23 protein-coding genes are annotated in these 25,363 nt (G+C 68.2%); 13 read left to right on the top strand and 10 right to left on the bottom strand.

Going from position 1 to position 25,363, the window contains the following annotated elements; translation table 11 throughout:
- Positions 1-2 precede the first annotated feature (2 nt).
- Entirely contained in the window at positions 3-944 is a 942-nt protein-coding gene (locus tag IEY60_RS27645) for an alpha/beta fold hydrolase (RefSeq protein WP_189033430.1), read from the bottom strand.
- A 201-nt stretch (positions 945-1,145) separates the two neighbouring features.
- On the opposite strand from IEY60_RS27645, the gene IEY60_RS27640 reads away from it, so the two are divergent.
- From IEY60_RS27640 to IEY60_RS27605, 8 genes are all read left to right on the top strand, one after another.
- Positions 1,146-1,835 (top strand): TetR/AcrR family transcriptional regulator, encoded by a 690-nt coding sequence (locus IEY60_RS27640; RefSeq protein WP_189033429.1) that lies wholly within the window; start codon positions 1,146-1,148, stop codon positions 1,833-1,835.
- Between the two features lie 225 nt (positions 1,836-2,060).
- Positions 2,061-3,434 (top strand): FAD-dependent oxidoreductase, encoded by a 1,374-nt coding sequence (locus tag IEY60_RS27635; RefSeq protein ID WP_189033428.1) that lies wholly within the window; start codon positions 2,061-2,063, stop codon positions 3,432-3,434.
- A gap of 188 nt (positions 3,435-3,622) precedes the next feature.
- Entirely contained in the window at positions 3,623-3,811 is a 189-nt protein-coding gene (locus IEY60_RS27630; RefSeq protein ID WP_189033427.1) for a hypothetical protein, read from the top strand.
- 226 nt (positions 3,812-4,037) lie between these two features.
- Positions 4,038-5,228 (top strand): lipid-transfer protein, encoded by a 1,191-nt coding sequence (locus tag IEY60_RS27625; RefSeq protein ID WP_189033426.1) that lies wholly within the window; start codon positions 4,038-4,040, stop codon positions 5,226-5,228.
- Between the two features lie 31 nt (positions 5,229-5,259).
- Positions 5,260-5,700, top strand: a complete 441-nt coding sequence (locus IEY60_RS27620; RefSeq protein ID WP_189033425.1) for a type II toxin-antitoxin system Rv0910 family toxin — start codon at positions 5,260-5,262, stop codon at positions 5,698-5,700.
- Positions 5,697-6,575, top strand: a complete 879-nt coding sequence (locus tag IEY60_RS27615) for a MaoC/PaaZ C-terminal domain-containing protein (RefSeq protein ID WP_189033424.1) — start codon at positions 5,697-5,699, stop codon at positions 6,573-6,575. Before IEY60_RS27620 ends, IEY60_RS27615 begins: the two co-directional genes overlap by 4 nt.
- A 4-nt stretch (positions 6,576-6,579) precedes the next feature.
- Positions 6,580-7,458, top strand: a complete 879-nt coding sequence (locus IEY60_RS27610) for an SDR family oxidoreductase (RefSeq protein WP_189033423.1) — start codon at positions 6,580-6,582, stop codon at positions 7,456-7,458.
- A gap of 2 nt (positions 7,459-7,460) precedes the next feature.
- The gene (locus IEY60_RS27605; RefSeq protein ID WP_189033422.1) at positions 7,461-9,674 is read left to right on the top strand and encodes an acyl-CoA dehydrogenase family protein; all 2,214 of its coding nucleotides are present in this window, start codon (positions 7,461-7,463) and stop codon (positions 9,672-9,674) included.
- Between the two features lie 104 nt (positions 9,675-9,778).
- Here IEY60_RS27605 and IEY60_RS27600 read toward each other — a convergent pair whose 3' ends face one another.
- Complete coding sequence (locus tag IEY60_RS27600) at positions 9,779-10,213, bottom strand: hypothetical protein (RefSeq protein WP_189033421.1); 435 nt, start codon at positions 10,211-10,213, stop codon at positions 9,779-9,781.
- A gap of 155 nt (positions 10,214-10,368) precedes the next feature.
- Between IEY60_RS27600 and IEY60_RS27595 the strand changes: the two genes are divergently transcribed.
- The 5 genes from IEY60_RS27595 (at position 10,369) to casI (ending at position 16,551) form a co-directional block, all read left to right on the top strand.
- A complete protein-coding gene (locus IEY60_RS27595; RefSeq protein ID WP_189033420.1) occupies positions 10,369-11,091 on the top strand; it encodes a TetR/AcrR family transcriptional regulator in 723 nt (240 codons plus the stop codon).
- A 68-nt stretch (positions 11,092-11,159) separates the two neighbouring features.
- Positions 11,160-13,364, top strand: coding sequence for a serine/threonine-protein kinase (locus tag IEY60_RS27590; protein ID WP_189033419.1), 2,205 nt, complete (start codon positions 11,160-11,162; stop codon positions 13,362-13,364).
- Between the two features lie 41 nt (positions 13,365-13,405).
- Positions 13,406-13,972 carry a G/U mismatch-specific DNA glycosylase gene (mug, locus tag IEY60_RS27585; RefSeq protein WP_189033418.1) on the top strand — a complete coding sequence of 189 codons (567 nt, stop codon included), beginning with the start codon at positions 13,406-13,408 and terminating at the stop codon, positions 13,970-13,972.
- A gap of 99 nt (positions 13,973-14,071) precedes the next feature.
- Positions 14,072-14,488, top strand: coding sequence for an aminoacyl-tRNA deacylase (locus IEY60_RS27580; protein ID WP_229740177.1), 417 nt, complete (start codon positions 14,072-14,074; stop codon positions 14,486-14,488).
- A 386-nt stretch (positions 14,489-14,874) separates the two neighbouring features.
- A complete protein-coding gene (gene casI, locus IEY60_RS27575; protein WP_189033416.1) occupies positions 14,875-16,551 on the top strand; it encodes a steroid-22-oyl-CoA synthetase in 1,677 nt (558 codons plus the stop codon).
- Between the two features lie 30 nt (positions 16,552-16,581).
- On the opposite strand, the gene IEY60_RS27570 is transcribed toward casI, so the two are convergent.
- Genes IEY60_RS27570 through IEY60_RS27535 form a run of 8 tightly spaced genes read right to left on the bottom strand, consistent with a single transcriptional unit; the run spans position 16,582 to position 25,359 of the window.
- Positions 16,582-17,883 carry a TetR/AcrR family transcriptional regulator gene (locus tag IEY60_RS27570; RefSeq protein ID WP_189033415.1) on the bottom strand — a complete coding sequence of 434 codons (1,302 nt, stop codon included), beginning with the start codon at positions 17,881-17,883 and terminating at the stop codon, positions 16,582-16,584.
- The gene (locus IEY60_RS27565; protein WP_189033414.1) at positions 17,880-18,497 is read right to left on the bottom strand and encodes a hypothetical protein; all 618 of its coding nucleotides are present in this window, start codon (positions 18,495-18,497) and stop codon (positions 17,880-17,882) included. Before IEY60_RS27565 ends, IEY60_RS27570 begins: the two co-directional genes overlap by 4 nt.
- A gap of 9 nt (positions 18,498-18,506) precedes the next feature.
- Positions 18,507-19,691, bottom strand: a complete 1,185-nt coding sequence (locus IEY60_RS27560; RefSeq protein WP_189033413.1) for an MCE family protein — start codon at positions 19,689-19,691, stop codon at positions 18,507-18,509.
- On the bottom strand, positions 19,688-20,797 hold the full coding sequence (locus tag IEY60_RS27555; protein ID WP_189033412.1) for an MCE family protein: 1,110 nt from the start codon (positions 20,795-20,797) through the stop codon (positions 19,688-19,690). The genes IEY60_RS27560 and IEY60_RS27555 overlap by 4 nt, the downstream gene beginning before the upstream one ends.
- The gene (locus tag IEY60_RS27550; RefSeq protein ID WP_189033411.1) at positions 20,794-21,894 is read right to left on the bottom strand and encodes an MCE family protein; all 1,101 of its coding nucleotides are present in this window, start codon (positions 21,892-21,894) and stop codon (positions 20,794-20,796) included. The genes IEY60_RS27555 and IEY60_RS27550 overlap by 4 nt, the downstream gene beginning before the upstream one ends.
- On the bottom strand, positions 21,894-22,907 hold the full coding sequence (locus tag IEY60_RS27545) for an MlaD family protein (protein WP_189033410.1): 1,014 nt from the start codon (positions 22,905-22,907) through the stop codon (positions 21,894-21,896). Before IEY60_RS27545 ends, IEY60_RS27550 begins: the two co-directional genes overlap by 1 nt.
- The gene (locus IEY60_RS27540; RefSeq protein WP_189033409.1) at positions 22,904-23,926 is read right to left on the bottom strand and encodes an MCE family protein; all 1,023 of its coding nucleotides are present in this window, start codon (positions 23,924-23,926) and stop codon (positions 22,904-22,906) included. The genes IEY60_RS27545 and IEY60_RS27540 overlap by 4 nt, the downstream gene beginning before the upstream one ends.
- Positions 23,923-25,359, bottom strand: a complete 1,437-nt coding sequence (locus IEY60_RS27535) for an MCE family protein (RefSeq protein ID WP_189033408.1) — start codon at positions 25,357-25,359, stop codon at positions 23,923-23,925. Before IEY60_RS27535 ends, IEY60_RS27540 begins: the two co-directional genes overlap by 4 nt.
- Positions 25,360-25,363: the final 4 nt, after the last annotated feature.

Genomic DNA, 25,363 nt, shown 5'->3' with positions numbered 1-25,363 from the left:
AACTACTTTCCGCTGTCGGTCGGGTGCGCTGCGATGAACTTCTCCGCGTAGCCGGCGATCGCGCCCGGATCGGAGAACGGCAGCCAGTGGCCGCGCGGCAGGTCATGGCGGATCAGGTTGTCCGCCCACCGGCTGTAGTCGTCGTAGCCGGCCGGGCGCACGGCGATGTCGCGGGTGTTGACGAGCAACTGGACGGGCACCGCGGTGCGCCGGTCTCGCGGGCCGACCATGCGGGGAAGGATGTTGGCCTTGTAGAAGCGCAGGCCGGAGATCATGTCGCGGCGCAGGGAGTCGGCCACGGTGACCTGGTCGGGCCGGATGCCCTCGACCAGGCGCAGGAACAGCCGCCACATCCGCGCCGAACCGGCCACCCGGAAGAAAAGGCCGGGCAACACCGGCAGCATGAAGAACCCGGTGTAGGCCGAGGACAGGCCCTGGGCGAGGGTGTTCCAGATCGCGCGCGGGGTCGGCCTGCGCAGCGGCGCCCGCAGGAACGTGCCGAGATGGTCGAGGTTGGGGCCCGAGATCGAGGTGAAGGACGCGACGAATTCCTCGGCGCCGTGCTCGCAGACCGCCTCCCAGACCTGGACCGATCCCCAGTCGTGCGCGACGACGTGCACCGGCTGCTCCGGGCTGAGTTGGTCGACGACGGCGAAGAAGTCGGTAGCCAGGCGATCGAGGCGGTAGGCCGAGACCGCGCGCGGAGCGCTGGACTCGCCATACCCGCGGGTGTCGTAGGCCAGGACCCGGTATTTGTCCGACAGCAGCGCGATCACGCCGTCCCACAGGTGGTGGGTGTCGGGCCAGCCGTGCACCAGTACCACGGGTACGCCATCGGGCTGCCCGTACTCGAAAACAGCGAGCTCGATCTCACCATTTCCGACCCGGTGTTGTTGCCTCGGCACTGGCCGGACGCTGGGCTGATTGTCGAGGTGAACCGCCATGGGAATTCCTTCTGGACGCGTGCGCCACTGCACGTTGTACTCCGGGTTCGATCTGTAGTACCGCCGGTACCGGTTGTCGAGTTTCCCGGTACGCCGCCGCTCCTGTCAAGGGCAGACGCGTCCGCAACCGGGGATTCGCGGCCGGAACTGCCGGTATGCTGCCGAGACGGCTACGGCGACGCGGAAGAACAGGAAATGTCGATGACATCGGGGCGTTCGGCCGCGCGGATCCTCTCGCGCGACGATGTCGTCCGGGGTGCGATCCGCGCCATCGGGCGCGACGGCGCGCAGGTGACGATGGGCGCGATCGCGGCCGAGGTCGGCGTCGCGAAACCGCGGCTGTACCGCATGTTCGCGGACAAGTCCGACCTGGATCGGGCCGTCGCGGACTGGCTGGTCGACCAGATCTATCGCGCGGTGGCGCCGGATCTGTCGTTGATGATGCAGACCCGCCGCGCCACCGTCCACCAGTTCATGACCGCGGCCACGGAGGTCGTGCTGACGTACCCGAACGTCTTCCGGTACGTGGCGATCACCCAAAGCGTTGCGACCGGTGACAGTTCGGCGCGCCCCCTCGACGTGGGCAGGCGCTTGTCGGACGACCTCGCCGAGCGGACGAGAACACTGTTCGCCGCGGTCGGCCTCGACACCGGCGGCGTGGACCACCTCGCCCGCGGCATCGTCGGCTTCCTCGTCGCGGTCACCGACCTCTGGCTCGATGTGCCGGGCAAACCGGAACCGGCTGCCACCGAGGAATTCATCGAGCGCAGTACCGATTCCGTCTGCCAACTGCTCGACGGTTTCCTCCGCGGCAAGGGCGTCGTCGTCGACCCGGACCAGCCGGTCGTCGAAACACTGGCCGCGATCTCGCAGAAGATCCCGCCCGCCTGACCGCGCCCGTGGCGTCAGGCTAGGCGATCCGCACCTGCGGGATTGTGTCCAGCGCCTGCAGTTTCCCGGCGAGTTCGGGGTCCGGGTCATCGGACGCGTCCGGTCCGATGACGAGCGTGTCGAGGTGGGGATGATCTGCGGATCGCCGCAGAGATGAACCGGGTCATACATGTACCGCTCCACCGCGTCGATATCGGCCAGGCCGACTCTCGTACCGTGGACGACATGGGCGAACGCATGGTGGTCATCGGTGGGGACGCGACGGGGATGGCCGCGGCGTCGCAGGCGCGCAGGCTGCGCGGCTCCGACGAGCTCGAGATCGTGGTGTTCGAGAAGGGAAACCACGCCTCGTACTCGGCGTGCGGGATTCCGTACTGGGTGAGCGGGGACGTCGCGGCCGCCGACGACCTGATCGCGCGCTCGCCCGCCGAGCACCGCGAGCGTGACATCGACCTGCGGCTGCGGACCGAGGTGACCGAGATCGATCCGGCGGGGCGACAGGTGCTCTCGCGCGACCTCGGCACCGGTGCGCAATCGTGGACGAGCTACGACAAGCTCGTACTGGCCACCGGCGCGACGCCGGTCCGTCCGCCGCTGCCCGGCATCGATGCCGAGGGTGTGTACGGCGTGCAGACCCTCGACGACGGGCAGGAGGTCATCGACGGGATCGCGGCGGCGACCGGGCGGGACGCGGTCGTCGTCGGCGCGGGGTACATCGGCGTCGAGATGGCCGAGGCGCTGGTGCGGCGCGGATTCCGGGTCACCATGGTCACCCGGGGCGCCGAACCCATGTCGACGCTGGACCCCGATATGGGCGCGCTGGTCCGGGAAGCCATGGTGGGAATGGGAATTCGCGTCGTGACGGACACCGAAGTCACCGGCATGCGGACCGGTTCGGGCGGACGTGTCCAGGCGGTGACGACCGCCGACGAAGAGTATCCGGCGGACGTGGTGATCCTGGGAATCGGCGTGCGCCCGGCCACCGACCTCGCGCGTCGCGCCGGGCTGCCACTGGGCGAGGAGGGTGGTCTGCTCACCGATCTCGCCCAGCGGGTGCGCGGATACGACGACATCTGGGCGGGCGGTGACTGCGTGGAGGTGCTGGACCTGGTGTCCGGCACGCTGCGCCACATTGCGCTCGGCACCCACGCCAACAAGCACGGCCAGGTCATCGGATCGGGCGTCGGCGGCGGATACGCCACCTTCCCCGGCGTGGTCGGCACCGCGGTCAGCAAAGTGTGTGACCTCGAGGTGGCGCGCACCGGCCTGGGGGAGAAGGACGCCCGGCGCGCCGGACTGCAGTTCCACTCCGTCACCATCGAATCCACCGGCCGGGCAGGCTATTTCCCCGGCGCGGAGCCCATGACGGTGAAGATGCTCGCCGAACGCCGCACCGGCCGGCTACTCGGCGTACAGATCGTCGGCCGCGACGGCGCCGCCAAACGCATCGACACCGCTGCGGTCGCCCTCACCGCGAGAATGACGGTGGAGCAGGTGATCTCGCTCGACCTCGGCTACGCACCCCCGTTCTCCCCGGTCTGGGACCCGGTGCTGGTCGCCGCCCGCGCGGCGGCCCGCGCGGTAGCCCGAGGCCACTGACCATCGGGGACCGCGGGCCTGCGCCCAATGCGGGTCTCGCGAGCGGCCGAAGCACGAGCCGCGCGGCTAGATTCCCGCGCGCCTCCAGCGGATGTGCAAATGTTCAGCTATGTTACTTTTCCTTCGGCGAGATCGCTGGGCAGCGGGCGGTCGCGTATGGGTCGGCTGCTGGGTCTAGGGAGTGTCGGATGGTATCGAGTGGCCTGGCCGGGGCTCGTTCCGTCGTTGACCGGCGCAGGCCGTTCTCCGATCCACGATTCGAGCGCTTCATGGCGCTGGTCGATGGACTTTCCGTCGAGTCGCACGAGATTCTGACCGGGTTCGCCGAGCGGCTGCGTGCCGTCGAGCGAATGCCTGGCGACTCGCTGGTCGACTAGCCCCGATCGGATCTTCTCTCGGGGGCTTACCCCCTTCTGCCCAATTATCTGGGACGTATGCCTCACTAAATCTGTGCTGGTCAGCGAGTCGAAAGCGGCCGGGCTCGGTCCAGCCTGTCCGAAACCGGTCTTTGCCGAGGTATTGACCTGGACTCGGTGTCCAACCTAAGTTTCAGGGACACCGTGTCCCACATAACTGGGACGCACGGCACACAGGAGTGCGTACATGACACAGAAGGTGTTCGTCGTCGGCGTCGGGATGACGAAGTTCGAGAAACCGGGCGAACTGGAATGGGACTACCCCGACATGGCCAGGGAGGCGGGCACCAAGGCGCTCGCGGACGCGGGCATCGACTACGACCGCGTCGAACAGGCCTACGTCGGCTACGTGTACGGCGAGTCCACCTCGGGTCAGCGCGCGGTCTACGAGCTCGGGCTGACCGGCATTCCGGTGGTCAACGTCAACAACAACTGCTCCACCGGATCGACCGCGCTCTACCTCGCGGCGCAGGCGATCCGCGGCGGGCTGGCCGAGTGCACGCTGGCGCTGGGCTTCGAGAAGATGCAGAAGGGTTCGCTCGGTTCGACATTCGACGACCGTGAGCAGCCGATGATGCGCCACCTGCTCGCGCTGGCCGAACTGCAGGAGTTCGCGATGCCGCCCGCGCCGTACATGTTCGGCGCCGCGGGCAAGGAGCATATGGAGCGCTATGGCACCACCGCCGAGCAGTTCGCCAAGATCGGCGTGAAGAACCACAAGCACTCGGTGAACAACCCGTACGCGCAGTTCCAGAAGGAATACAGCCTCGAGGAAGTCCTCGCGGCCAAGCAGATCTACGGCCCGCTCACCAAGCTGCAGTGCTCGCCGACCTCCGACGGGTCCGGCGCGGTCATCCTCGCCGGTGAGGCCTTCGTCGACCGGCACAACCTGGCCGATCGCGCGGTCGAGATGGTCGGCCAGGCGATGGTCACCGACCTCGAGTCCACCTTCTCGACCCAGAGCGCGATCAACCTCGTCGGCGCCGACATGTCGCACACCGCGGCGCTGAAGGTCTACGAGCAGGCGGGTATCGGCCCCGAGGATGTCGACGTCATCGAGCTGCACGATTGCTTTTCCACCAACGAGCTGCTGACCTACGAGGCGCTCGGCCTGTGCGCGCCCGGTGAGGGTGGCCGCCTCGTCGACGACAACGCCACCACCTACGGCGGCAAGTGGGTCGTCAACCCGTCCGGCGGCCTGATCTCCAAGGGTCATCCGCTCGGTGCCACCGGTCTGGCCCAGTGCAGCGAACTCACCTGGCAGCTGCGCGGCGATGCCGACGCCCGCCAGGTCGACAACGCGCGAATCGCCTTGCAGCACAACATCGGTCTCGGCGGCGCGGTCGTGGTGACCGCCTACCGCCCAGCCAACCGCTGATCTTTCCCCACGAAACCCGAGGAGTAACCCCATGGCATCTGTGTCCGTTTCCACCGATCTTCCCGTCACCCCCGAGCAGGCGTGGGCGCGCCTGAGCGACCTCGCGAACTGGGAGGACTGGCTGACCATCCACCAGGGCTGGCGCAGCGAGCTCCCCACCGAGCTGACCGCGGGCTCGCGCTTCATCGAGGTCGTGTCGGTGATGAACATGGCCAACAAGATCGAGTGGACCGTCGCCGAGGTCGATCCGAACACGTACCTGCGCATCACCGGCACCGGAATGGCCGGTGTCACCGTCGAATTCGCTTTGAAGGTGCAGCCGACAGAGTCCGGCTCGAGTGCCGCGTTCGACGCAAGCTTCAAGGGCACCATGATCGTCGGACCGATCGGCAAAGCCGTGGCCAAGCACGCCGAAGCCGACCTGAAGGCTTCGATGGCCAAGTTCACCGAGCTCGTCGGATCGGCCGCATGACCACTTCGGAATCGGCCGGGGTCGTCTTCGACGGCTCCGGCCTGGGGGAGTGGACGGACGAGGAGCGGTTCTCGGTCACCGCCGAACGGATCGCGGAATACGCTGCGGCGACCAATGACCCGATCGACGCCCATCGCAGTGGCGAGATCGCGCCGCCGGTGTTCGCGGTCGTCCCGGTGTTCACCTCGATGGCGCCTGCCGCGCTGTCGGTGGCGCCGGTGGAACTGCTGATGAAGCTCGTGCACGGTGAGCAGGACTTCCTGTTCCATCGGCCGATCCGGGCCGGCGACGAACTGGCCGTGCGCGCCAAGCCGATCGGCTACGTGGGCAAGCCGAACGGTTCGACGGTGGTCGTCTACGCCGAAACCCGGGACGCCGCAGGCGAACTCGTCAACGAGCAGTGGATGACGGCGTTCTTCCGCAAGGTCGACGCCGGTCCAGGCGAAGGCGAGCAGGCGCCCGAGCACCGGATCACCGACGCCGACCGGGCGAGCGAGCCGGTCGCGAAGGTCACCGCGCACATAGACAGTGACCAGACCTTCCGCTACTCGCCCGCCTCCGGCGATCCGATGCCGATCCATCTCGACGACGAAATCGCCAGGATGGCAGGGCTTCCCGGCATCATCAACCACGGTCTGTGCACCATGGCGTTCACGTCCTGGGCCGCGCTGACCGAACTCGCCGACGGTGACACCGCGCGCCTGCGCCGCCTCGCCGTGCGCTTCGCCAAGCCGGTGCTGCCGGGCCAGGACATCACCACGACCCTGTGGCGCACCGCCGCCGCTCCGGGTGTCGCCGCCTACGCCTTCGAGACCGAAGCGGCGGGTCAGATCGCGATCACCGACGGCCGCGTCGAAATCAACGAGGAGAACTGAACTCATGGGAAAGCTTGACGGTCGCGTCGCAGTCGTCACCGGCGCCGGGCGCGGTATCGGCCGCGAACACGCGCTGCTGTTCGCCCGCGAGGGCGCGAAGGTCGTGGTCAACGATCTCGGCGGCGCCAACGACGGCTCCGGCAGCGATGCCGGACCGGCTCAGCAGGTGGTCGACGAGATCGTCGCCGCCGGAGGCCAGGCAGTCGCCAACACCGACAACATCGCCACCTGGGAAGGCGCGAAAGCCCTTGTCGACCAAGCGATCAGCGAGTACGGCACGCTCGATGTGCTGGTGAACAACGCGGGCATCCTGCGCGACGCGTTCATCGCGGGCATGGAGGAATCCCAGTGGGACGCCGTCATCGCCGTGCACCTCAAGGGCCACGCCGCCACCCTGCACCACGCCGCGGCGTACTGGAAGGCCCAGACCAAGGCGGGTGTGCCCGTCAACGCGGCGGTGATCAACACCGCGTCGGCCTCTGGCACCTTCATGCCCAATGCGGGACAGGGCAATTACGGCGCCGCCAAGGCGGGCATCGCCGCGCTGACCCTGGTCGCCGCCGACGAGCTCGAGCGCTACGGCGTGCGGGTCAACGCGATCGCCCCGATCGCGCGCACTCGCCTGACCCTGGCCACCCCCGGCATGGGCGCGCTGTTCGCCGCCGAGGTGCCCGAGGGCGAGTTCGACGCGTTCGCCCCGGCCAATATCTCGCCACTGGTCGCGCACCTGGCCGAGGCCGACTGCCCGCTCACCGGCAAGGTGTTCGCGGTGCAGGGTGGCGCGATCGTGGAACTGGCCGGCTGGCACGACGTGCGCACGGTCGAGACCGACGGCCCGTGGACCATCGACGAGGTCGCCGCCCAGCTGAAGGAGACCAGCTAGTCATGGCACGCAACAGCTATGAGCTCGGCGTCGGCGTCAGCGAGGACCACCTGGCCCTCGCCGACGCGGTACACGGGTTCGTCGAACGCACCATCACCGCCGAGATCGTCCGCGCGGCAGTCGAATCCAGCGAGGCGGGCAAGCAGCTGCCCTACTGGGACGCGCTCGTGGCGCAGGATCTGCTGAGCCTGCACGTCGCCGAGGACCTCGGTGGGCAAGGAGCGGGACTGCTGACCCTGGCCGTCGCGCTCGAGCCGCTCGGCCGTGGCCTGCACACCGGTCCGTTCGTGCCGACGGCGCTGGCGAGCGCGGTCCTCGCCCAGGACGGCGGGTCATGGGCGCAGGCGCAACTGCCCGGACTGGCCGACGGGTCGCGCACCGGTGCGGTCGCGCTGTCGGCGAACCTGACCGGTGTGCTGCGCGACGGTGCGCTGGTCGTGGACGGTATCGCCGACGGTGTGGTCGGGGCGGTGTCGGCGGATGTGATCATCGCGCCGGTCACCGTCGGCGGCGAGCAGCGGTGGGTCGCGTTCGAGAACGCCGATCTGACCGTCGCCGCGCAGGACAACGTCGATGTGCTGCGCGGAGCGGCTCGGCTGCACGCGGATTCGGTCGAGGTGTCCGCGGCACGGGTGCTCACGGTCACCTCGGTGCGGGTGCGCTCGGTCGCGGCGGTCGTGCTGGGGGCCGAGGCGGTCGGCGTGATGTCGTGGTGCGTCTCGACCGCGTCCGAATACGCCAAGACCCGTGTGCAGTTCGGTCGGCCGATCGGGCAGTTCCAGGGCGTCAAGCACAAGTGCGCGCACATGGGTATCGCGCTGGAGAAGGCGCGCGCGGTGCTGTGGGATGCCGCCTACGCCTTGGATCGCGACGACGAGACCGCCGACTACGCGGCCGCCGTCGCCGCGCTGATCATTCCCGACGCCGCGGTGCAGGTCGCCCAGGATTGCATCCAGGTCCACGGTGGGATCGGCTTCACCTGGGAGCACGACGCGCACCTGTACTACCGCCGCGCGCTCGCGCTGCGCGGTCAGCTGGGTGCGCGCGACGAACGCGCCGAGGCGGTCGCCGGGTACGCGCTGTCGGGTCTGACGCTGTCCAGCGAACTCGAATTGCCCGCCGAGGCCGAGCAGATCCGGGCCGGTATCCGGGCCGAGCTCGCCGAGATCGCGCAGCTCGACGACGAGGACGACCAGCTCGTCGCGCTCGGCGACGGCGGCTGGAACCTGCCGCATCTGCCCCGCCCGTACGGTCGCTCGGCCTCGCCGCTCGAGCAGGTCGTGATCTCGCAGGAGATCAAGGCCTCCGGTATCCCGATGCCGCAGCTGCTGATGGGTACCTGGGCGGTCGGCGCGATCGTCCCGCACGGCGACGAACGGCAGAAGCGCGAACTGGTCGTCCCGACGTTGCGCGGCGAAGTCGTGTGGTGCCAGCTGTTCAGCGAGCCGGGCGCGGGCTCGGACCTGGCGAGCTTGACCACCAAGGCGACCAAGGTCGAGGGTGGCTGGCGGGTCACCGGCCAGAAGATCTGGACCACCGTCGCGCAGTTCGCGGAATGGGCGATGCTGATCGCGCGCACCAGCCCGGACAAACCCAAGCACGGGGGCATCACCTACTTCGTGCTCGACATGTCCAGCCCCGGCATCACGGTGCGGCCGCTGCGGGAGATGACCGGATCGGCACTGTTCAACGAGGTGTTCCTCGACGACGTGTTCATCCCCGACGAGAACGTGGTCGGCGCGGTCGACGACGGCTGGCACGTGGCACGCACGACGCTGGCCGGTGAGCGGGTGGCGCTGAGCCAGAAGATGGAGGCCTACGCCACCGACGCCGACCTGCTGAAGTTCGCGATCGGGCGGGACCTGTCACCGGTGGCGCGCTACCACGTCGGCGAGCTCATGGCCGAGAGCCGGGCGGTGGACGTGATCGGTTCCCGGGTGGTGCTCAAGCAGCTGTCCGGCATCGATGTCTCGACCACCTCCAGCGTCGGCAAGCTACTGGGTATGGCACTGGGACAGGCGATTTCGGAGTTCGTCGTCGCCGAACTCGGTATCGCCGGCGTCGTCTCGGTGCCGGGGGAGCGCAGCGATCACGCGATGGAACAGCTGATCGCCGGGCGTGCCACCACCATCTACGGTGGCACCACCGAGGTGCAGCTCAATGTCATCGGCGAACGGATGCTGGGGCTGCCCCGGGACGCGTCGGTGACCGCCTGAGGGTGTTCACGGCCGCCCACCCGCCGAGGGCGTCCAGGCGGGTCGGTGCCGCGGCGATCGACAGGTGGTCGCGGCACTCACCCGCGACCACCTGCGCACCTGGTTCAGGGCACGCTGTGGGCGAAGACCAGAACGCCGCCGACCAGCAGGGCGACGACCTTCCCCACCTCGAGCGCGATGTACGCGTGATGACTGTGCGACCGCGGCGCGTCGATCCCGGCGAGCACGGCATCGCTGCGACGGGTCAATCGCGGGCGCACGGCGACGACCTGGACGGCGAAGGCCACCATGGCCACGGTGAGCGCCCGCGTGGCGGCGGTGCCGGGGGAGTCGACGAGGATCGCGACGAGAATCGTTGCGGCGAGGACGAGTTCGGCGATGTTGAGCGCGCGGAAGACCAGCCGGCCGATACCGAGCCCGATCGGCACGGTCACCCCGGGTGCCCGGAATTTCAGCGGCGCCTCCAGGAACGAGATGGCCAGCACCATGCCGAGCCAGCAGAACGTCGCCGCGGCGATCACAGCCCACGCGGTGGTCATGTCGATCAGGTCCTCTCCGTCGGTGTCCGGACCCGACCAGAACAGGATCGCCGATGGATCGTGATCTGTCCCGAGTCCGCGTCGGCCGACCGCCGGACCCGGCTGGGATACTGTCCTCGCCGGCTCGCGCCGATCCGGCGCCGGATGGGAGGAATGTGACCGCACAGCGCGCCGATGGACGGGCCAGCCGATGGGACCGGCATCGCGCCGAGCGCCGGGACCGGATTCTCGCCGCGGCGCTCGCGGCTGTGCAGGCACAGGGCGCCTCGGTCGGCGTGCAGGAGATCGCCGATCTGGCGCAGGTGCCGAGGTCGGTGCTGTACCGGTTGTTCAAGGATCGCCAGGATCTCGACGAACAGCTGCGTGCCCGCATCGTCGACGACCTGATGGCGGTGCTCGCGCCCACCCTGAATCCCGAAGGCACGGTGGCCGAGGCCATCGCGCGGTCGGTCGACACCTATGTGGGGTGGATCGCCGCCAATCCGCGGCTGCACTACTTTCTCGGCGCCGGGTCCGAGGGCAAGCAGCGGCACAATTCGCCGATCGTCTCCGGCACCAAGATCGCGATCGCCGGCACCGTGCGCGAGGTGTTCGAGAACGCACTGCGCGCCCAGTCGGCCCCGGTGACCATCGCCGAGCCGATGGCCTTCGGCCTGGTCGGGTTCGTCGACGGCAGCGTGAACCGGTGGCTGAGCCGCTCGATGCAGCCGATGGACGCGGCCGAGCTGTCGTCCTACCTGCAGGGGGCGATCTGGGCGATCGTGGACAGCAGCCTGCGCCAGGTCGGCGTCATGCTCAATCCTCTGACGCCGATGGCTGATCTTGTGGCGCCGGCGAGCGATACCCTTGAGCAAGAGAGTCTTGATGGAAGGAGCTGACGTGGGGCAACCAGTCCGCATCGCGTGTAGCCGCCGCGTGATCGCCCGAGGCTGATCTCGAGCTACCGATGTCCGAGCCGATCGACCTGGTCGATTCAGCCGAACGAACCCGCACCGCGCTCGCCAGTGCCGTGGCGCTGCTCTCGCAGGCTTGGGCGTCCGGTTCACCACCCGATCTCTCGGCGTTCCTGCCCGAGGAACCGGCGGCGCGGCGCACGATCCTGATCGAACTGATCAAGATCGACCTCGAATACCGCTGGCTGCGGTATCACTTTCCCAAACGACTGATCGATTACCGCGCGGAATTCGCCGAGCTGCGCGATGGTCCGCTACCCGCCGAGCTCGTATACGAGGAATTCCATGCTGTGCGACGCGGAACGTGGACAGCCGATGCGGCTCCCACCGCCGGTACGGTGACCGCCGCGGCGACCGACCCCGAGCCCACCGGCGACTACCACAGCACGATCATCGCTCGTCCCGGCGCGCAGGTTCTGCTCGACACCATCGATGTCGGCGACCACGTCGACGACTTCGACCTCCTGATGCGGATCGGCGCGGGCGCCTTCGCTCAGGTCTATCTCGCCCGGCAACAATCGATGCAGCGACTCGTCGCGGTCAAGATCTCCCACAACCACGGCACCGAGCCGCAGACGCTCGCCCAGCTGGACCACGAATACATCGTGCGCATCTTCGACCAGCGGCTCATCGCCGACGGCCAGCTGAAGCTGCTCTACATGCAGTACCTACCGGGCGGGACGCTGCTCGACGTGCTGCGGTTGCGGCGCTCGACGCCGCCGGAACGCCACGGTGGGCAGCTGCTGCTCGACGCCGTCGACGCGGTACTCGCCGAGAAGGGTGAGGTCCGGCCAACCGAATCGGCGATCCGGACCAGGACCGCGGCACTGACCTGGCCGGAGACCGTCGCCTGGCTGGGCCGCCGGCTCGCCGACGCGCTGCAGCACGCGTCCGAACGCGGGGTGTTGCATCGGGATATCAAACCCGCGAACGTGCTGCTGAGCGCCGAGGGAGTGCCGAAACTGGCCGACTTCAACGTCAGCTTCAGCAAACGGATCAAGGGCACCAGCCCCCTGGCCTACTTCGGCGGATCCCTGGCGTACATGTCGCCCGAACAGCTCGAAGCCTGCCATCCCGACCTGCCCGCGACCGCCCTCGACCTCGATACGCGAAGCGACATCTTCGCGCTGGCCGTCATGCTGTGGGAATTGCTCACGGGGCGGCGTCCCTTCCCGGACGAGACGTCGGCGGGCGAGTCGGAGACGTCGCTGGCCCGCATGCTCGAACTGCGGCGCAGACCGGTCGAGGCGGCATTCTTGTCGGAGCTTCCGCCGGATTGCCCCATGGCGCTGCGCCGCGTGCTCCTGAAATGTCTGTCGCCCGATCGCGAGGACCGCTATTCGTCCGGTTCGGAACTGGCCCAGCAATTCGACCTGTGCCTCGAGAAGCGGGCCCGCGACCTCGTCTATCCGCCGCCGGACAGCTGGCGAACGCGACTGTCGCGGTGGCCCACCCCCATCCTCTGGTTGTCGTCGATGGTCGGTGTCGGCCTCGCGACGATCTACTTGGCTGTGCACGCCCAGGAACTGATCAGAAAGCGCCTGCCCGATGCCACGAACGCGCAGATAGACAGGGGCATCCTGGTGTGCGTCTTCGGTGGCTTGCTGTTGGCGATCGTCATCTACGTCTACATCTCCCGCGATCAGCTCGAGGTTCTTCGCGGCTTGCGCAAAGGCAGACGCTACGGCGAGGCAAGGCTCGCCCGGATGCGGTCGCGGACACTGGTGTGGGGCGACCTGTGTGCGCTCAACACCCTGCTGTCCGCGCTCATCGCCACCGTGACGGCCGTGCTGCTGCTGCGCTGGTTCACCGACCTTCCGGTGCGGCTGCAGGTCCATGCGGCGATGACAGTTCTGGTGGCGGGCACCATCTCGGTCGCCTACACCTTCTTCCTTTCCACGTTCTACCTCGTCCGCTGCGTCTATCCCCGCTACCTGCGCCACGGACGCACGACGGAGCGCGATGCCGACGACCTGCGCTGGCTGCGCCGGAGAACCACGGTCTACCTCGCAGTGACGGCGTCGGTGCCGGTGGTCGGGGTGCTGGCCGGATTCAGCTTTCTCGAACCCGAGGAGCTGTGGCTCGTGCGCGATTCGGTGCTTGGCCTGTGCGCGGCCGGCGGGCTCGCCTTCGTCGCCGTGTACTGGTTGTACCGGAAGCTGGACGCGGATCTGCGCGCGCTCAGCCGGGTGGTCTAGCGATCAAGCCAGTTCCCGGCAGGGTCGGGCAGACTGGACGGATGGCCCGTTCCGCTGTGTACCGTCCCACGCCGGCCGATCTGGCGGCCGCGGAGGGCGAGATCATCCCCGATGTGCTGGCGCCGGATCTGCGCGTGCTGTTCTGCGGGATCAATCCGGGACTGTGGTCGGGGGCGACCGGCCACCATTTCGCCCGGCCCGGAAACCGCTTCTGGCCTGCCCTGTTCCGATCGGGATTCACCTCGCGGCTGCTGCGCCCCGACGAGCAGGACGAACTGCTCACCCTCGGCTTGGGCATCACGAATGTGGTTGCGCGTACCACGGCGAAGGCGGCCGAACTGACGGCGCCGGAGTTGCGTGACGGCGGCGCGGCCCTCGTCGAACGGGTGCAGCGGTATCGGCCGCGGATACTCGCCGTCCTCGGCCTCGGCGCCTACCGCACCGCGTTCGGCCGTCCGCGGACCATCGCCGGACCGCAGTCCGATGCGATCGGCGATACCGCGGTCTGGGTCCTGCCGAACCCGAGTGGGCTCAACGCCCACTACACGCTCGACGCGCTGGCCGCCGAATTCCGCAAGCTCCGAATGGAGGCAGGGAGCCTATGCTGAATTCAAGGCCGCCGAGCTCGGCGGTGGTGCCAACCAGCCGATGGAGGTTCCGCCATGGCCATGTCACCCACTGTGCACACGTGCCTACAGGATGCGGGTGTGGAGTACGAGACTGTGCGGCATCCGCACAGTCATAGCAGTCCCGAGACGGCCCGGACAGCGGCCATCCCCGGCGACCGGCTCGCCAAGACGGTCCTCCTCGAAGACGACCAGGGCTACGTCGGCGCCGTACTGCCATCCACTCATCACCTGCGAATGCCGAAGCTGTGGGACCACACCGGACGACGACTGTCCTTCGCCCAGGAGTCGGAGATCCGCGAAGTCTTCAAGGACTGCGAAGTCGGCGCGATCCCCGCTGTGTGCACCGCTTACGGCATGACAACACTGTTGGACGAAAGCCTGAGCGCTCAACCCGACATCTATTTCGAGGCCGGTGATCACGAGACGCTCATCCACATGCGCACCGAACAGTTTCTGCGCTTGATGGAACACGCGCAGAGGGGACGGTTCTCCTAGACCCGCGCGCGCTCAGCCGGGTGGTCCAGCGGATCGCTGTGCCATCCAGCGGGATGATTCGCGGGAAATCTCGCGGCGATCCGGCATGCTCCTGGCACTCTGATCGACAGTCCACCACAGTGGAGGTGCCGAATGGATGGGCGCGAGCCGACCGCCGACCTGATGCGGGTCGTCGAGTACTTCGAACGCTTCGCCGAATCCGACGCCAACGCCGACAGGTGATCCGCGCGACCGCGGTCCCGGCCGTCGGGCACCACCATTCGGTACGACGCGGCGGGCCGAGGCCGCACCCGATCTCGACGGGCTCATGCGGACCCTGGTCCCCGAACCGGTGCACTCGGGCGCATGAGCGAGGCCGGATCCGGCGCAGGGAAGGTGATCAGGAGATGACGGAACGAACGGGCGGAATTCCGGGCGCGCCCCGGGCGGATATCGCGAGCATGCTGCTCGACCGGCTCGGCGACCAGCGGCTCGGCCTGCGCACCCGCGACACCGGCTGGACCTGGGACGCGGTCGTGCACGAGTCGGCCGCGCGCGCGGAACTCGCCCGCACCCTGCGCCGCGACGGCCCGTTCCACATCGGCGTGCTGCTGGACAATGTGCCGGATTTCGTCTTCTGGCTGGGCGCGGCGGCGCTGGCGGGCGCGACGGTGGCTGGTCTCAACCCGACCAGGGGCACCACCCAGCTGGCCGCCGATGTGCGGTATGTCGACTGCCAGCTGATCGTCACCGACGCCGCGGGGATGGCTCGTCTGCGGCAGCTGGATCTCGGCCTCACCGCAGATCGGTTCCTGCTGGTCGACGATCCCGGCTACGCCACCCGGATCGATGCCCACCGCGTGCCACCGACGGCGGTGGGCGGGCCGGAGGAATTGCTGCTGCTGTTGTTCACCTCGGGCACCACCGGCACGTCGAAGGCGGTGCGCTGCACCCAGCGCCGCCTCGCCGTGGTCGCGAACGCCGCGGCGGCGAAGTTCGGGCACGTACGCGAGGACGTGGACTACTGCTGTATGCCGCTGTTCCACGGCAATGCCATCATGGCGCTGTGGGCGCCGGCCTTGTCGGTCGGCGCGACGATCTGCCTGACCCCGAAATTCTCTGCGTCGCAGTTCCTTCCGGACGTGCGGCACTTCGGCGCGACCTACTTCACCTACGTCGGCAAAGCGCTGGGCTACCTGCTCGCCACGCCCGAAGCTGCGACGGATTCGGACAACACGCTGGTGCGGGGGTTCGGCACCGAGGCGTCGGTGGCCGATCAGGACGAGTTCCGCCGCCGCTTCGGCGCGGAACTGTTCGAGGGGTACGGCTCCAGTGAGGGCCCGAGCCTGGCGGCCCTTGATCCGGTCGCACCGCCCGCCGCCCTCGGCAGGCCCGCGCATCCCGGTGTGGCGGTGGTGGATCCGGACACCCTGCAGGAGTGCGCGCGGGCCGAACTCGACGAGCACGGCCGGGTCCGCAATCCCGACGAGGCCATCGGGGAGATGATCGACAAAGCAGGCGCGCTCGCCTTCGAGGGCTACTACAAGAACGAGGTCGCCGACGCCGACCGTATTCGCAACGGCTGGTACTGGACGGGGGATCTGGGCTACCTCGACACCGACGGATACCTGTATTTCGCAGGCCGCAAGGGCGACTGGATCCGGGTCGACGGCGAGAACACCTCGGCACTCATGATCGAACAGGTCCTGCGCCGCCACCCCGCGGTCATCGCCGCCGCGGTGTTCGGGGTGCCCGACCCACGCTCGGGCGATCAGGTCATGGCCGCCGTCGAAGTCGCTGATCCGGTCGGCTTCGATGTCGCCGAGTTCACCGAATTCCTCTGTACTCAGGACGATCTCGGTAGCAAAGGCACACCCCGGTTCCTGCGCGTCTCGGCAAACCTCCCGGTGACCGGGTCGAACAAGGTGCTCAAGCGCGAACTACAGGAGCAGGCCTGGCGCACCGACGAACCGGTCCACCGGTGGGCAAGCCGAGGCGTACCGCACTACCGCCGCATGACCGAAGCGGACAAACAGTCGCTGGAGTCGGAATTCGCCGCGTACGGCAGGCAACGCATGCTGTAGCGGTACGCGCACCGGGCACCCCGGTGGCGCCTATCGGGACAGCGGACGGCCGAGGATGATGGTTTCCAGCAGTTGGATCACGGTGTCCTGCGGGCAGATTCCGTCGTCGCCGAAGGTGCGTCCCAGATCGACGACCAGGCTGAACGCGGCGTGCACCAGGGTGCGTGCCTCGCCCATCGACAGTTCCGGCCTGGCCCCGACCACCAGCCGCGCCCACTCGGTGACGATCAACTGCTGGAGGTGTCGCAGGGTCACCTGGTCGGTCTGCTCCACATGGCGGAACTCCGCGTAGTAGACGAAGGTCAGCGCGCGTTCGGCGAACGACCCGGACACATACAGCTCGATCAGCGTGCCCAGTGCCGCGGCGGGCGTGTCGGCGGCGGCTGTCGCGGGCCTGATCGCCGCGGACACCCGATCCGCCGCGCGCCGGAAGGCGGCCACCAGCAGGTCGCTCTTGCTGCGGTGGTATCGGTACACCGCCGACGCGGAGGACAGCTCGGCGGCCGCGGCGATGTCCTCCACGCTGACGTTCGGATACCCGCGCTCGTGGAACAGTTCGACCGCCCTGTGCAGCACCAGTTCGTGCTTGAACGGCCGCGGCCGTCCCGGGCTGCGATGAGCCGTCGCGGTGGCGTGCCGATCGGTCAGATCGGCGTCGACCAGTGCCCAGCTCGTCGAACGGAGCAGCACGGCAAGAGTTTTCGCGGGCACGGTCGCGTGGTGATCGCCGATGCTGCTGATCACCGCGAAGATCGACACCGCCCGCGCCGCGCGATCGTGGCCGTCCAGTTCGGGCCTGACCTCGCCGATGCGTGCCCGCAGGCTCGCGATCGCCGCGGCGAACTGATCGCTGAACTCCTGGTGGTCGTCGGGTTCCAGATAGCGGCGTTCCCAGCGGGCCAGGGCGGCGGTGGGCCGGTTGGCGATGGTCGCGGCGACGATGGCGCCGAGCACGTGATCGAGGCGCTGCCGCGGTGACCGGCTCGCCGCGTCCTCGGGTAGTTCGACGGCTCGCAGCGCCAGGCCGGACAGGCGCAGCAGTTCGGCGCGAAACAGCGCGTACTTGCTCGGAAAGTGCCGGTACAGGGCGGTCGAACTGATGTCGAGGCGCCGGGCGATATCGTCCATGCTCACGCCGTGATAGCCGTGCGCGCCGAACGCGGCCGCCGATTCGGCGGCGATCTGCGCCCGCCGGTTCTTCGGCCGGCGCCGGACCGCCCGCGCCGCGGACTCCGCGGTCGGTTCGTCGGCGTGCTTGCCCGACGTCCTGGCCTTGGCCGCGCGCGGGGAGCGGCCGGTGTGCCGGGGGGATAGCGCGCCGGGTTCGGTCACTGCGCGGGCGCCGTCGTCAGCGGGGAGTTCACTTTCTCGACCAGCCACCGGCCGTCGTCGTTGTGCAGGCTGAGCACCATCGACAACTGGCCGGGCTTGGCCTTGTGCTCGGTGCCGAGGCTCGAGATGGTCGTTCCGATCACCACGATCGCCTCGGCGGAGGTCTCGTCGCCGGTGCGCAGTGCGCACTGGGTGTCGGTGGTCTTCGAGACGACTTCTCCCTGCGTGAGGGCATCGCGCAATTCGGTGCTGGTCGACTCGAACTGCTTCTTCCAGTCACCGGTCGCTCCATCGAGAACGGCCTTGAAATAGGTGTCGAGGCTCTTGCTGTCGTAGTCGGCCAGAATCGGGCCATAGTGGCAGGCGGCCTCGCGGGCCCGCTGTTGAGCGGCAAGGAGATCTTTGCTGTCCTTGTTCTCCACGAACAGCAACAGCGAGGTCGCCACCGATGCGCCGAGCACGACGGCCGCGGCGCCGCGCAGGCCGAGCGTTTTCCGGTCGATCTCCCACCACCTGCCGGGTTCGGCGGTCTTCTGCTCGACCGTGGGCACCACCGCGGCGGGCTCGTCGACATCGGATGCTGTTGTGGTCGAAATGTTCTCGTCGTTGCTCATCGGGACTCCTCAACGGGGTGCTGGCACTGCGGGCTGGGACAGTTCGTTGCCGGTCACGCCGGGCGGCGGGCCCGCTCCGTTGTCAGGGCCCGCCGGTCGCGGCGCGTTGGCCGAACCGCGGATCTGCAGGGCGGGATTGTCGGTGACGCAGTAGTTGTAGAGCCGCACCCTGGTGTCGGTAGTGGGGGTGGTCGGCACGGTCGGGATGGTCTCGTAGTCACACGTCGGGCGCGGCCACGGATCGACGAGGGTGTAGTAGGCGTTGTGATGAGCGGGGACGCCGACTGCTTCCGCGAAACGGCTCAGCGAGGGGAACAGCACCTCGATGGCGGGCTGGCGTAGCTTGGCCGCCCGGGTGATGGCCACGAAGTTGGTCACCAGATCGGTGATCGGGTTCTGGGTGCGAGAGATGAAACCGCCAAGGGTGGCGAGCTGTCCCGGACCCTGCTCGAGCAGGTGGCGCAGTTCGGCGTCGGCGGCGGTGAACTGCTGGAACAGGGCGCTACCCGCCTGGGTGACGGTGCCCAGGTCCGGTTGCGCGTGCGCGGTCGTTGCGGCGATGACCTCGAGGTTGCGCAGCAGGTGCTCGGTCTGGGGGAGCAGGTCGGTGAGTCCGGCCATCGCCCTGCTGATCCCGGAGATCATGTTGCGCAAGCCGTCGGGCCCGCCTGCCAGCGCCTTGTCGAGTTCGTCGACGATCACGGTGAGCCGTTCGGGATTCATGCCGCCGACCAGACCGCCCAGATTGCCGAGCACCGACTGCATCTGCACCGGCACCGCCGTCGAGGCACGGTCGATCACCGCGCCGTCGCGCAGGAAGGGGCCGGATTCCGACACGGGCCGAAAATCCAGGTACTGCTCGCCTGCCGCGGACAACCGGGCGACCGCCACCGTGCCGCCGACCGGAATCTGGACATCGTCGGAGATCTGCGCGACCGCGGCGATCCCGTCGCCGGCGACCCGCACGTCGTCGACCCGGCCGACCCGGACGCCGCGGAAGGTCACATCGCTGCCCACGGTGAGCCCGCCGGAGGTCGCCAGGTGCACGGTGACCGCGAAGTCGGACCTGGTCGGGTCGATCCGCAGGACCGCACCGCCCAGATACAGGCTGCCCAGCACGAGCACCACGATCAGACCGAGATTGGCGACCGCGACGCGGCGGCGTACCAGCCATTGCCACAACGGTGAATTCATCGGGGTCCCTTCTGCGCCGGGGGTTGTGGCGTGCTGTTGAGGCGACCGGTGACCTTGGCGATCACCTCGACGATGCTGCCGAGGAACATCGGCACGTCACCCGTCTCCGGCCAGCGGCTGCCCGTCGGATCGCTCAGCGCGCCGATGTCGAGGTAGGACAGGGTTCCGCCGACGGCCAGGTTCGGGCCGCGCAGGCTGTCCATCACGTGCGGATACATCTGATGGAATCCCTCGAGCGCGCCGGTGAGATCGTCGCCCATCTGCGAGAACCCCGACATCAGGTTCTGCACGCTCTGGAATAGGCTCACGAATTGCGGGCCGTTGGAGGTGCTGAAATCGCCGAGCGCGTCGGTGGTCACCGCCAGCTTGTTGATCAGGTCGACGATGGCCCGATTGTTCTCGGCGAACAACCCGATCAACTGCGGGAAGCTGTCGGCGGCAGCGCCGAGTTCGGTTTTGCGCCTGGCCAGTTCGCCGGTCAGCACCGACAGCCCGGACAGGGTGGCGTCCAGATCGCCGGTGCGCGCGTTGAGCGCGGCGACGACCGCGGTCATCTCGCCGATCAGATGCTGCAACTGCGGGGCCTTGCCGGCGAAGATGGAGTTGAGTTCGGCGGTGGCCCTTGCCGCCTGGTTGAGCCCGCCGCCGTTGATGAGCATCGAGATCGACATCATCAGCTGCTCGACCGAGGCTGCCGAGGCAGTGTGCTCGGTGCCGATGGTCGCGCCCTCGCGCAACGGCGGTCCGGCCTGGTCGGCGCTGGGCAGTGTCATGGCGACGAAGATGTCGCCCAGCGGGGTCGCCTGGCGCAGTTCGACGGTGGTACCCGCGGGCAACTGGATGTCCTCGCGGATCAGCATCTCGACATCGGCCAGGAACGAGGTGGTCGAAATGCCGGTGACCACACCGATATCGGTGCCGCCGATCTTCACATGCGCTCGGTCGGGCAGATTGAGCGCGTCACGGAAGGTGGCGTGCACGGTGTAGCCGGGACCGCCGATGCCGGGCTCGGGCATCGGCAGCTCGGCCACGGTCAGACCGCAGGAACTGGTGGAGGCCACGGCGACCGTGCACAGGACCGCGGCGGTGGTGGAGCGCAGGTTCATTTCGTCAGTCCCAGCAGCGCGGCGGTCAACCCGAAGTCGGGGCCCATGTCGGAGATCTTGCCGGTCCGGCAACCGTCCAGACGCATCTGGACCCGCTCACAGAACAGCGACAGCGCCTCGCCGTCGAGGATCACCTTGTCGAGCAGACCGTGCAGGCGCAGGGCCTGGTGTTCGCGGCTGATGGCATTGTCGAAGTTCTGGAACATCAGCGGACCGACGTCGATGACCTCGGTGAGATTGCGTGCGTTGGCGCGCATCTGGGCCGCGATCGCGACGAACTTGGTCACCGCGCCCGCCAGCTGGTCCTCGTTCTGACCGACCACCGAGGAGGTATTGGTGATGAAGTCGTCGAGCTGGGCCAGCACCGCTTGCAGGCCGGGGGACTGCTGACCGAACAGGGCGATCAGCTCGGTGAGGCGGCCGCTGAAATCGCGGACGGTCTGATCGTTCTCGGCGATGATCTGGGTGATCTCGCCGAGCTTCACGATGGTGTTGGAGATCTGATCCTTGTTGGCGAAGGTGAGCTCGAAGGCCGCCGAGAGTTCGTCGAGCGTCTTACGCAGCCGGTCACCGTTGCCGTCGAGCAGCGGGTACAGCACCCGGCTGGCCATCGGACCGGACTGGTTGTCGCCCTTCAGCGCCTCGCCCAGCTGATCGAAATTCGCCAGGATCCGGTCGAGTTCGACCGGTGTCCTGGTGCGGGTCAGCGGCAGATGCGCGCCGTCGGCGAGTTCGGGACCCGACCCGGTGTAGGCCGGTGCCAGCTCGACGTGCCGATTGGTGATCAACTGCGGTGACACCAGCGCCGCCATCGCATCCGCGGGAATTCGCACCTCGCGGTCGACTGACATCACCACCTCGACGTAGCTGCCGCGCGGGGTCACCGAATCGACCACGCCGACCGGCACCCCGAGCACCGCGACCTCGTTTCCCGCGTACAGGCCTGCCACGTTCTCGAAGTCGGCGCTGATCCGCTTGCGCTCGCTCAGCACCTGATCGCCGAATCGGGTCACACTGTCGGGCAGCAGTGAGCAGCCCGATACCAGCGCGGCGGCCAGGCACACCGCCGCGAGCTTGTTTCTGCGAGTGAATGTCATCAGTTGCACCCCTGCACGGCCTGCGCGAAGCACAGCCAGTTGTCCGGAAAGAGCCACGGCGCCCAGATATCGCCATAGGGTCCGTTGCCCAGCACGTTGTTGAACTGGCGCAAGGTCACCGGGGCGATCTCATAGATCCGGTCCAGGTTCTCCTTGTTCTTGGTCAGGCCGTCGGCCATGGTGTTCAGGTTCTGGATCAGCGGGGCGAGCTCACCGTTGTTCTCGATGCCCATCTCCTGCAGCAACCGCGACATCGCCGCGACGTTGTCGAGCAATTGGGTGAGCAGGGTCTGCCGTTGCTGCACCGCGGTGCCGATCGCCTCGCCCCTGGTCAGCAGCACGAGCACGCTGTTGCGGTTGTCGGAAACCAGTTGCGAGACCTGATCCATGCTCTTCAACAAGGTGTCGACCTCGTCGCGCCTGCTGTTGACAACCTGGGCCAGCGCCCCGATGCTGTCGAGCGCCTGGACCGCCATGGCGGGGGAGTCGCCCAGCTGCTGGGTGAGGACGTCGAGAGCGGTGCGCAGTTTCTGGGGGTCGATGCGTTCGATCCGCTCGAACGAGGAACTGTACTGCGGGTCCCGGATGACCTTGCTCAGGTTGTAGGGGACCGTGGTGTTCTCGATCCGAATACGGTTGTCCGGCAGTCCCTTTCCGTCGCCGGGATGCAGGTCGATGTGCAATCTGCCGAGAATGGTCGACATCTCGATCGATGCCTGCGCGTTGGGGCCGAGGCGGATGTCGTCGCGGATACGCAGGGCCACGTCGACCTTGTCGTCGACCAGCTTCACCTCCTGAACCTCGCCCACCTCGATCCCGGAGATGTCCACGGTCGCGCCGGGGCGCAGACCGGCCGCCTGGGCGAATTCGGCGTGAACGGTCGTGTCGCCCAGCTGGACCCGGGACAGCACGCTCGACCCGCCCAGCAACAGCACCACGGTGAACGCGGCGATCAGTCCGAGCCGTAGCTGGCGGTTGCCACGCAGGAATTCTGGTACACGTGGCCGGTTCATCGGCACACCCCCGAATGTGAATTGCCGCCGACCTGCGAGAACAGGCCTTCGGGGAGCAGGACGCCCCACAGGGAGACGTCGAGACCACAGAAGTAGGCGTTGCCGTAGGCGCCATAGCCGGTGAATCGGGCGACACCGTTGAGGAAGTCGGGAAGTTCGACCGCGCCGCGATCGAGGGCGGCGCCGTTGTAGAGCAGCATCATCACCCCGGTGGTCGCGTTGCGCTGGGCCTCGGCCACGCCGGGCTGAACCTGCCCGATGAGCGAGACCAGCGAGTTCGTCGCCCCGGACACCCGTTCGACCGAGCTCGCGAGCGACTTGCCTTCGGCGTAGAAGCCGTCCATGAGGCTGCGGGTCTGGGTGATCAGGGTTTCCAGCTCGCCGCTGCGGTTGGCCAGACCGGCCAGCACACTGCTGAGATTGGTGAGCACGTCGCCGAGGATCTGATCGCGCGCCCCGAAGGTACCGGCCAGCTCGGCGGCCTGGGTGATCAGCGCCGACAGCGACACCTCGTTGCCCTGCAACGCCTGGATCAGCGTCTCGGACAGCGAATTGATCTGATCGGGCTGCAACACACTGAACAGCGGTTCGAAGCCCGACAGCAGGGCCGAGACGTCGAAGGACGGTTCGGTGTTCGCCAGCGGAATCTGGTGGCCGGCCGGCACCGTCGCGCCCGCTTCGGCGCCGGGCGCCAGCGCGATGTAGCGCTGGCCGATCAGATTCTGATACCGCACCAGCGCTTTGGTGGTGTCGGTGAGGTGCTGGCGGGACTGGATCCGGAAATCGACCCTGGCTGTGTAGTTGTCGTCGAAGTCGATCGCCTCGACCCGTCCCACCCGGACACCGGCCATCCGGACGTCATCGCCCACCCGCAGGCCGAGCACATCGGTGAACACGGCGGAGTAGTTGTCGGTGTCGCCGGGGACGGTGCGCTGCAGGGTGGACCAGATCGTGTAGGTGAGCACCGTGGCGAGCACGACGAACAAGCTGAAACCGACTGCTGCCTTGGTGTATTTCATTGTTGGACACCACCTTCGGTAGCGGGGACGAGTGGCAGGTTGCCCAGGATCGACCCGAGCAGCAGCAGCTGGGTGAAGTTCGGCGCGCCGCCGACGATCGCGGACACCGCGGCGATCCCGGTGAGTGAGCGCGACTGCGCCGCGGGCGTGCCGGCGGGGGCCGGATCGACGGCCGCCGCGGGCGCGGTGATGCCCGGAATGGCGGGCAGGCCGGGGATCATGGGAAGCCCGGGCAGCGTCGGCCCGGTGACCTCGGGCAGCGTGGGCAGACCCGGGATCGGCAGCGTGGGCACCACCGGGGCGGGCCCGGCCGACTCCAGCCGCCGCGGAATCATGCTGTCCGGGTATTCCTGCGGCGGCGCCACCTCCGGCACCGTCGGACCGCCGCAGCGGGGACCGGTCATCTCGCCGTAGCGCGGGCAGTCCTGCGCGGTGTACTGCTGGAACGGCGTGAACGAGACATTCAGGCGCCAGGCCATCTGCCTGCGCGGGCCGAAAGTGAATGTCTGCTGCAGTTTCTGGATCGAGGCGTTGAGGTTGGCCGCCGTCGACTGCAGTGCGCCGGGATCCTTGGCGATGCCGCCGAAGAGCCCGTCCAGACCAGCGACGAGCTCCTTGCCGGAATCGGGGTTCGCGGCGAAGAGCGCGTTCACCGAGTCGATCGCGGTGTTGCCCTGCACCAGCAGCTCCACCAACTGGGCCCGGTGTTCGTTGAGGGTGCGGGCCGAGGTGACCGAGTCCGCCAGCACGCCGACCAGTTCCGGCGCCGACTGGCTCAGTGCCGTGGTGGCGCGGCCGAGGTTGCCCAGCAGGTCGCCGATCTCGGGAATCTGATGCACCGCGGTGAGCCACTGGTCGAGGCGCTCGATGGTGGAACCGGGTACCCGGGAATTCGGGTCCAGTGCCGCCGAGAGGGTGGCCAGTACCCGGCCGAGCTTCTCGGGCTGGATGTTGTCGAGCACATCGCGCAAGGTGTTGAGGGTGGACTGCAGCTGGATCGTCGCCTCGCTGGTGTCCTCCGCGATGATGGCGCCCGCACGCAGGCCGGTGGCGGTGCCGCCGTTGTCGACGAGCTGGATGGAGGAGACGCCGAAGATGTTGTCGGGGACAACGCGCGCGGTCACTGTGTCCGGGATCGTCTCGGCCAGTCCGGGTTTCAATTCGAGGGTGGCGTGCTGGCGTTCGCCTTTGGCGACCATCTCCACGGAGGCGACGGCGCCGACGACCATGCCGCGGAATTTGACGTCGGCGCGCTGGGGTAGCCCGTCGCCGGTGCTGGTGAGGTCGGCACCGACCACCACGGTGTCCTCGAACTCGCCGTTGTAGCGCAGTGCGAGCAGATACAGCGCGACCGCGAACGCGGTGATCACCGCCAGCCCCGCGAGCGTGAGCTGGACGGGTCTGGGGCCGCGCCCACTGGGATCGAGAATCATGCGA

Source organism: Nocardia rhizosphaerihabitans (genome assembly GCF_014646295.1).
In the GTDB taxonomy this organism is placed as follows: Bacteria; Actinomycetota; Actinomycetes; order Mycobacteriales; family Mycobacteriaceae; genus Nocardia; species Nocardia rhizosphaerihabitans.
Note: the sequence above shows the minus strand (reverse complement) of the source record. Positions and strands in the feature narration are given on the sequence as shown.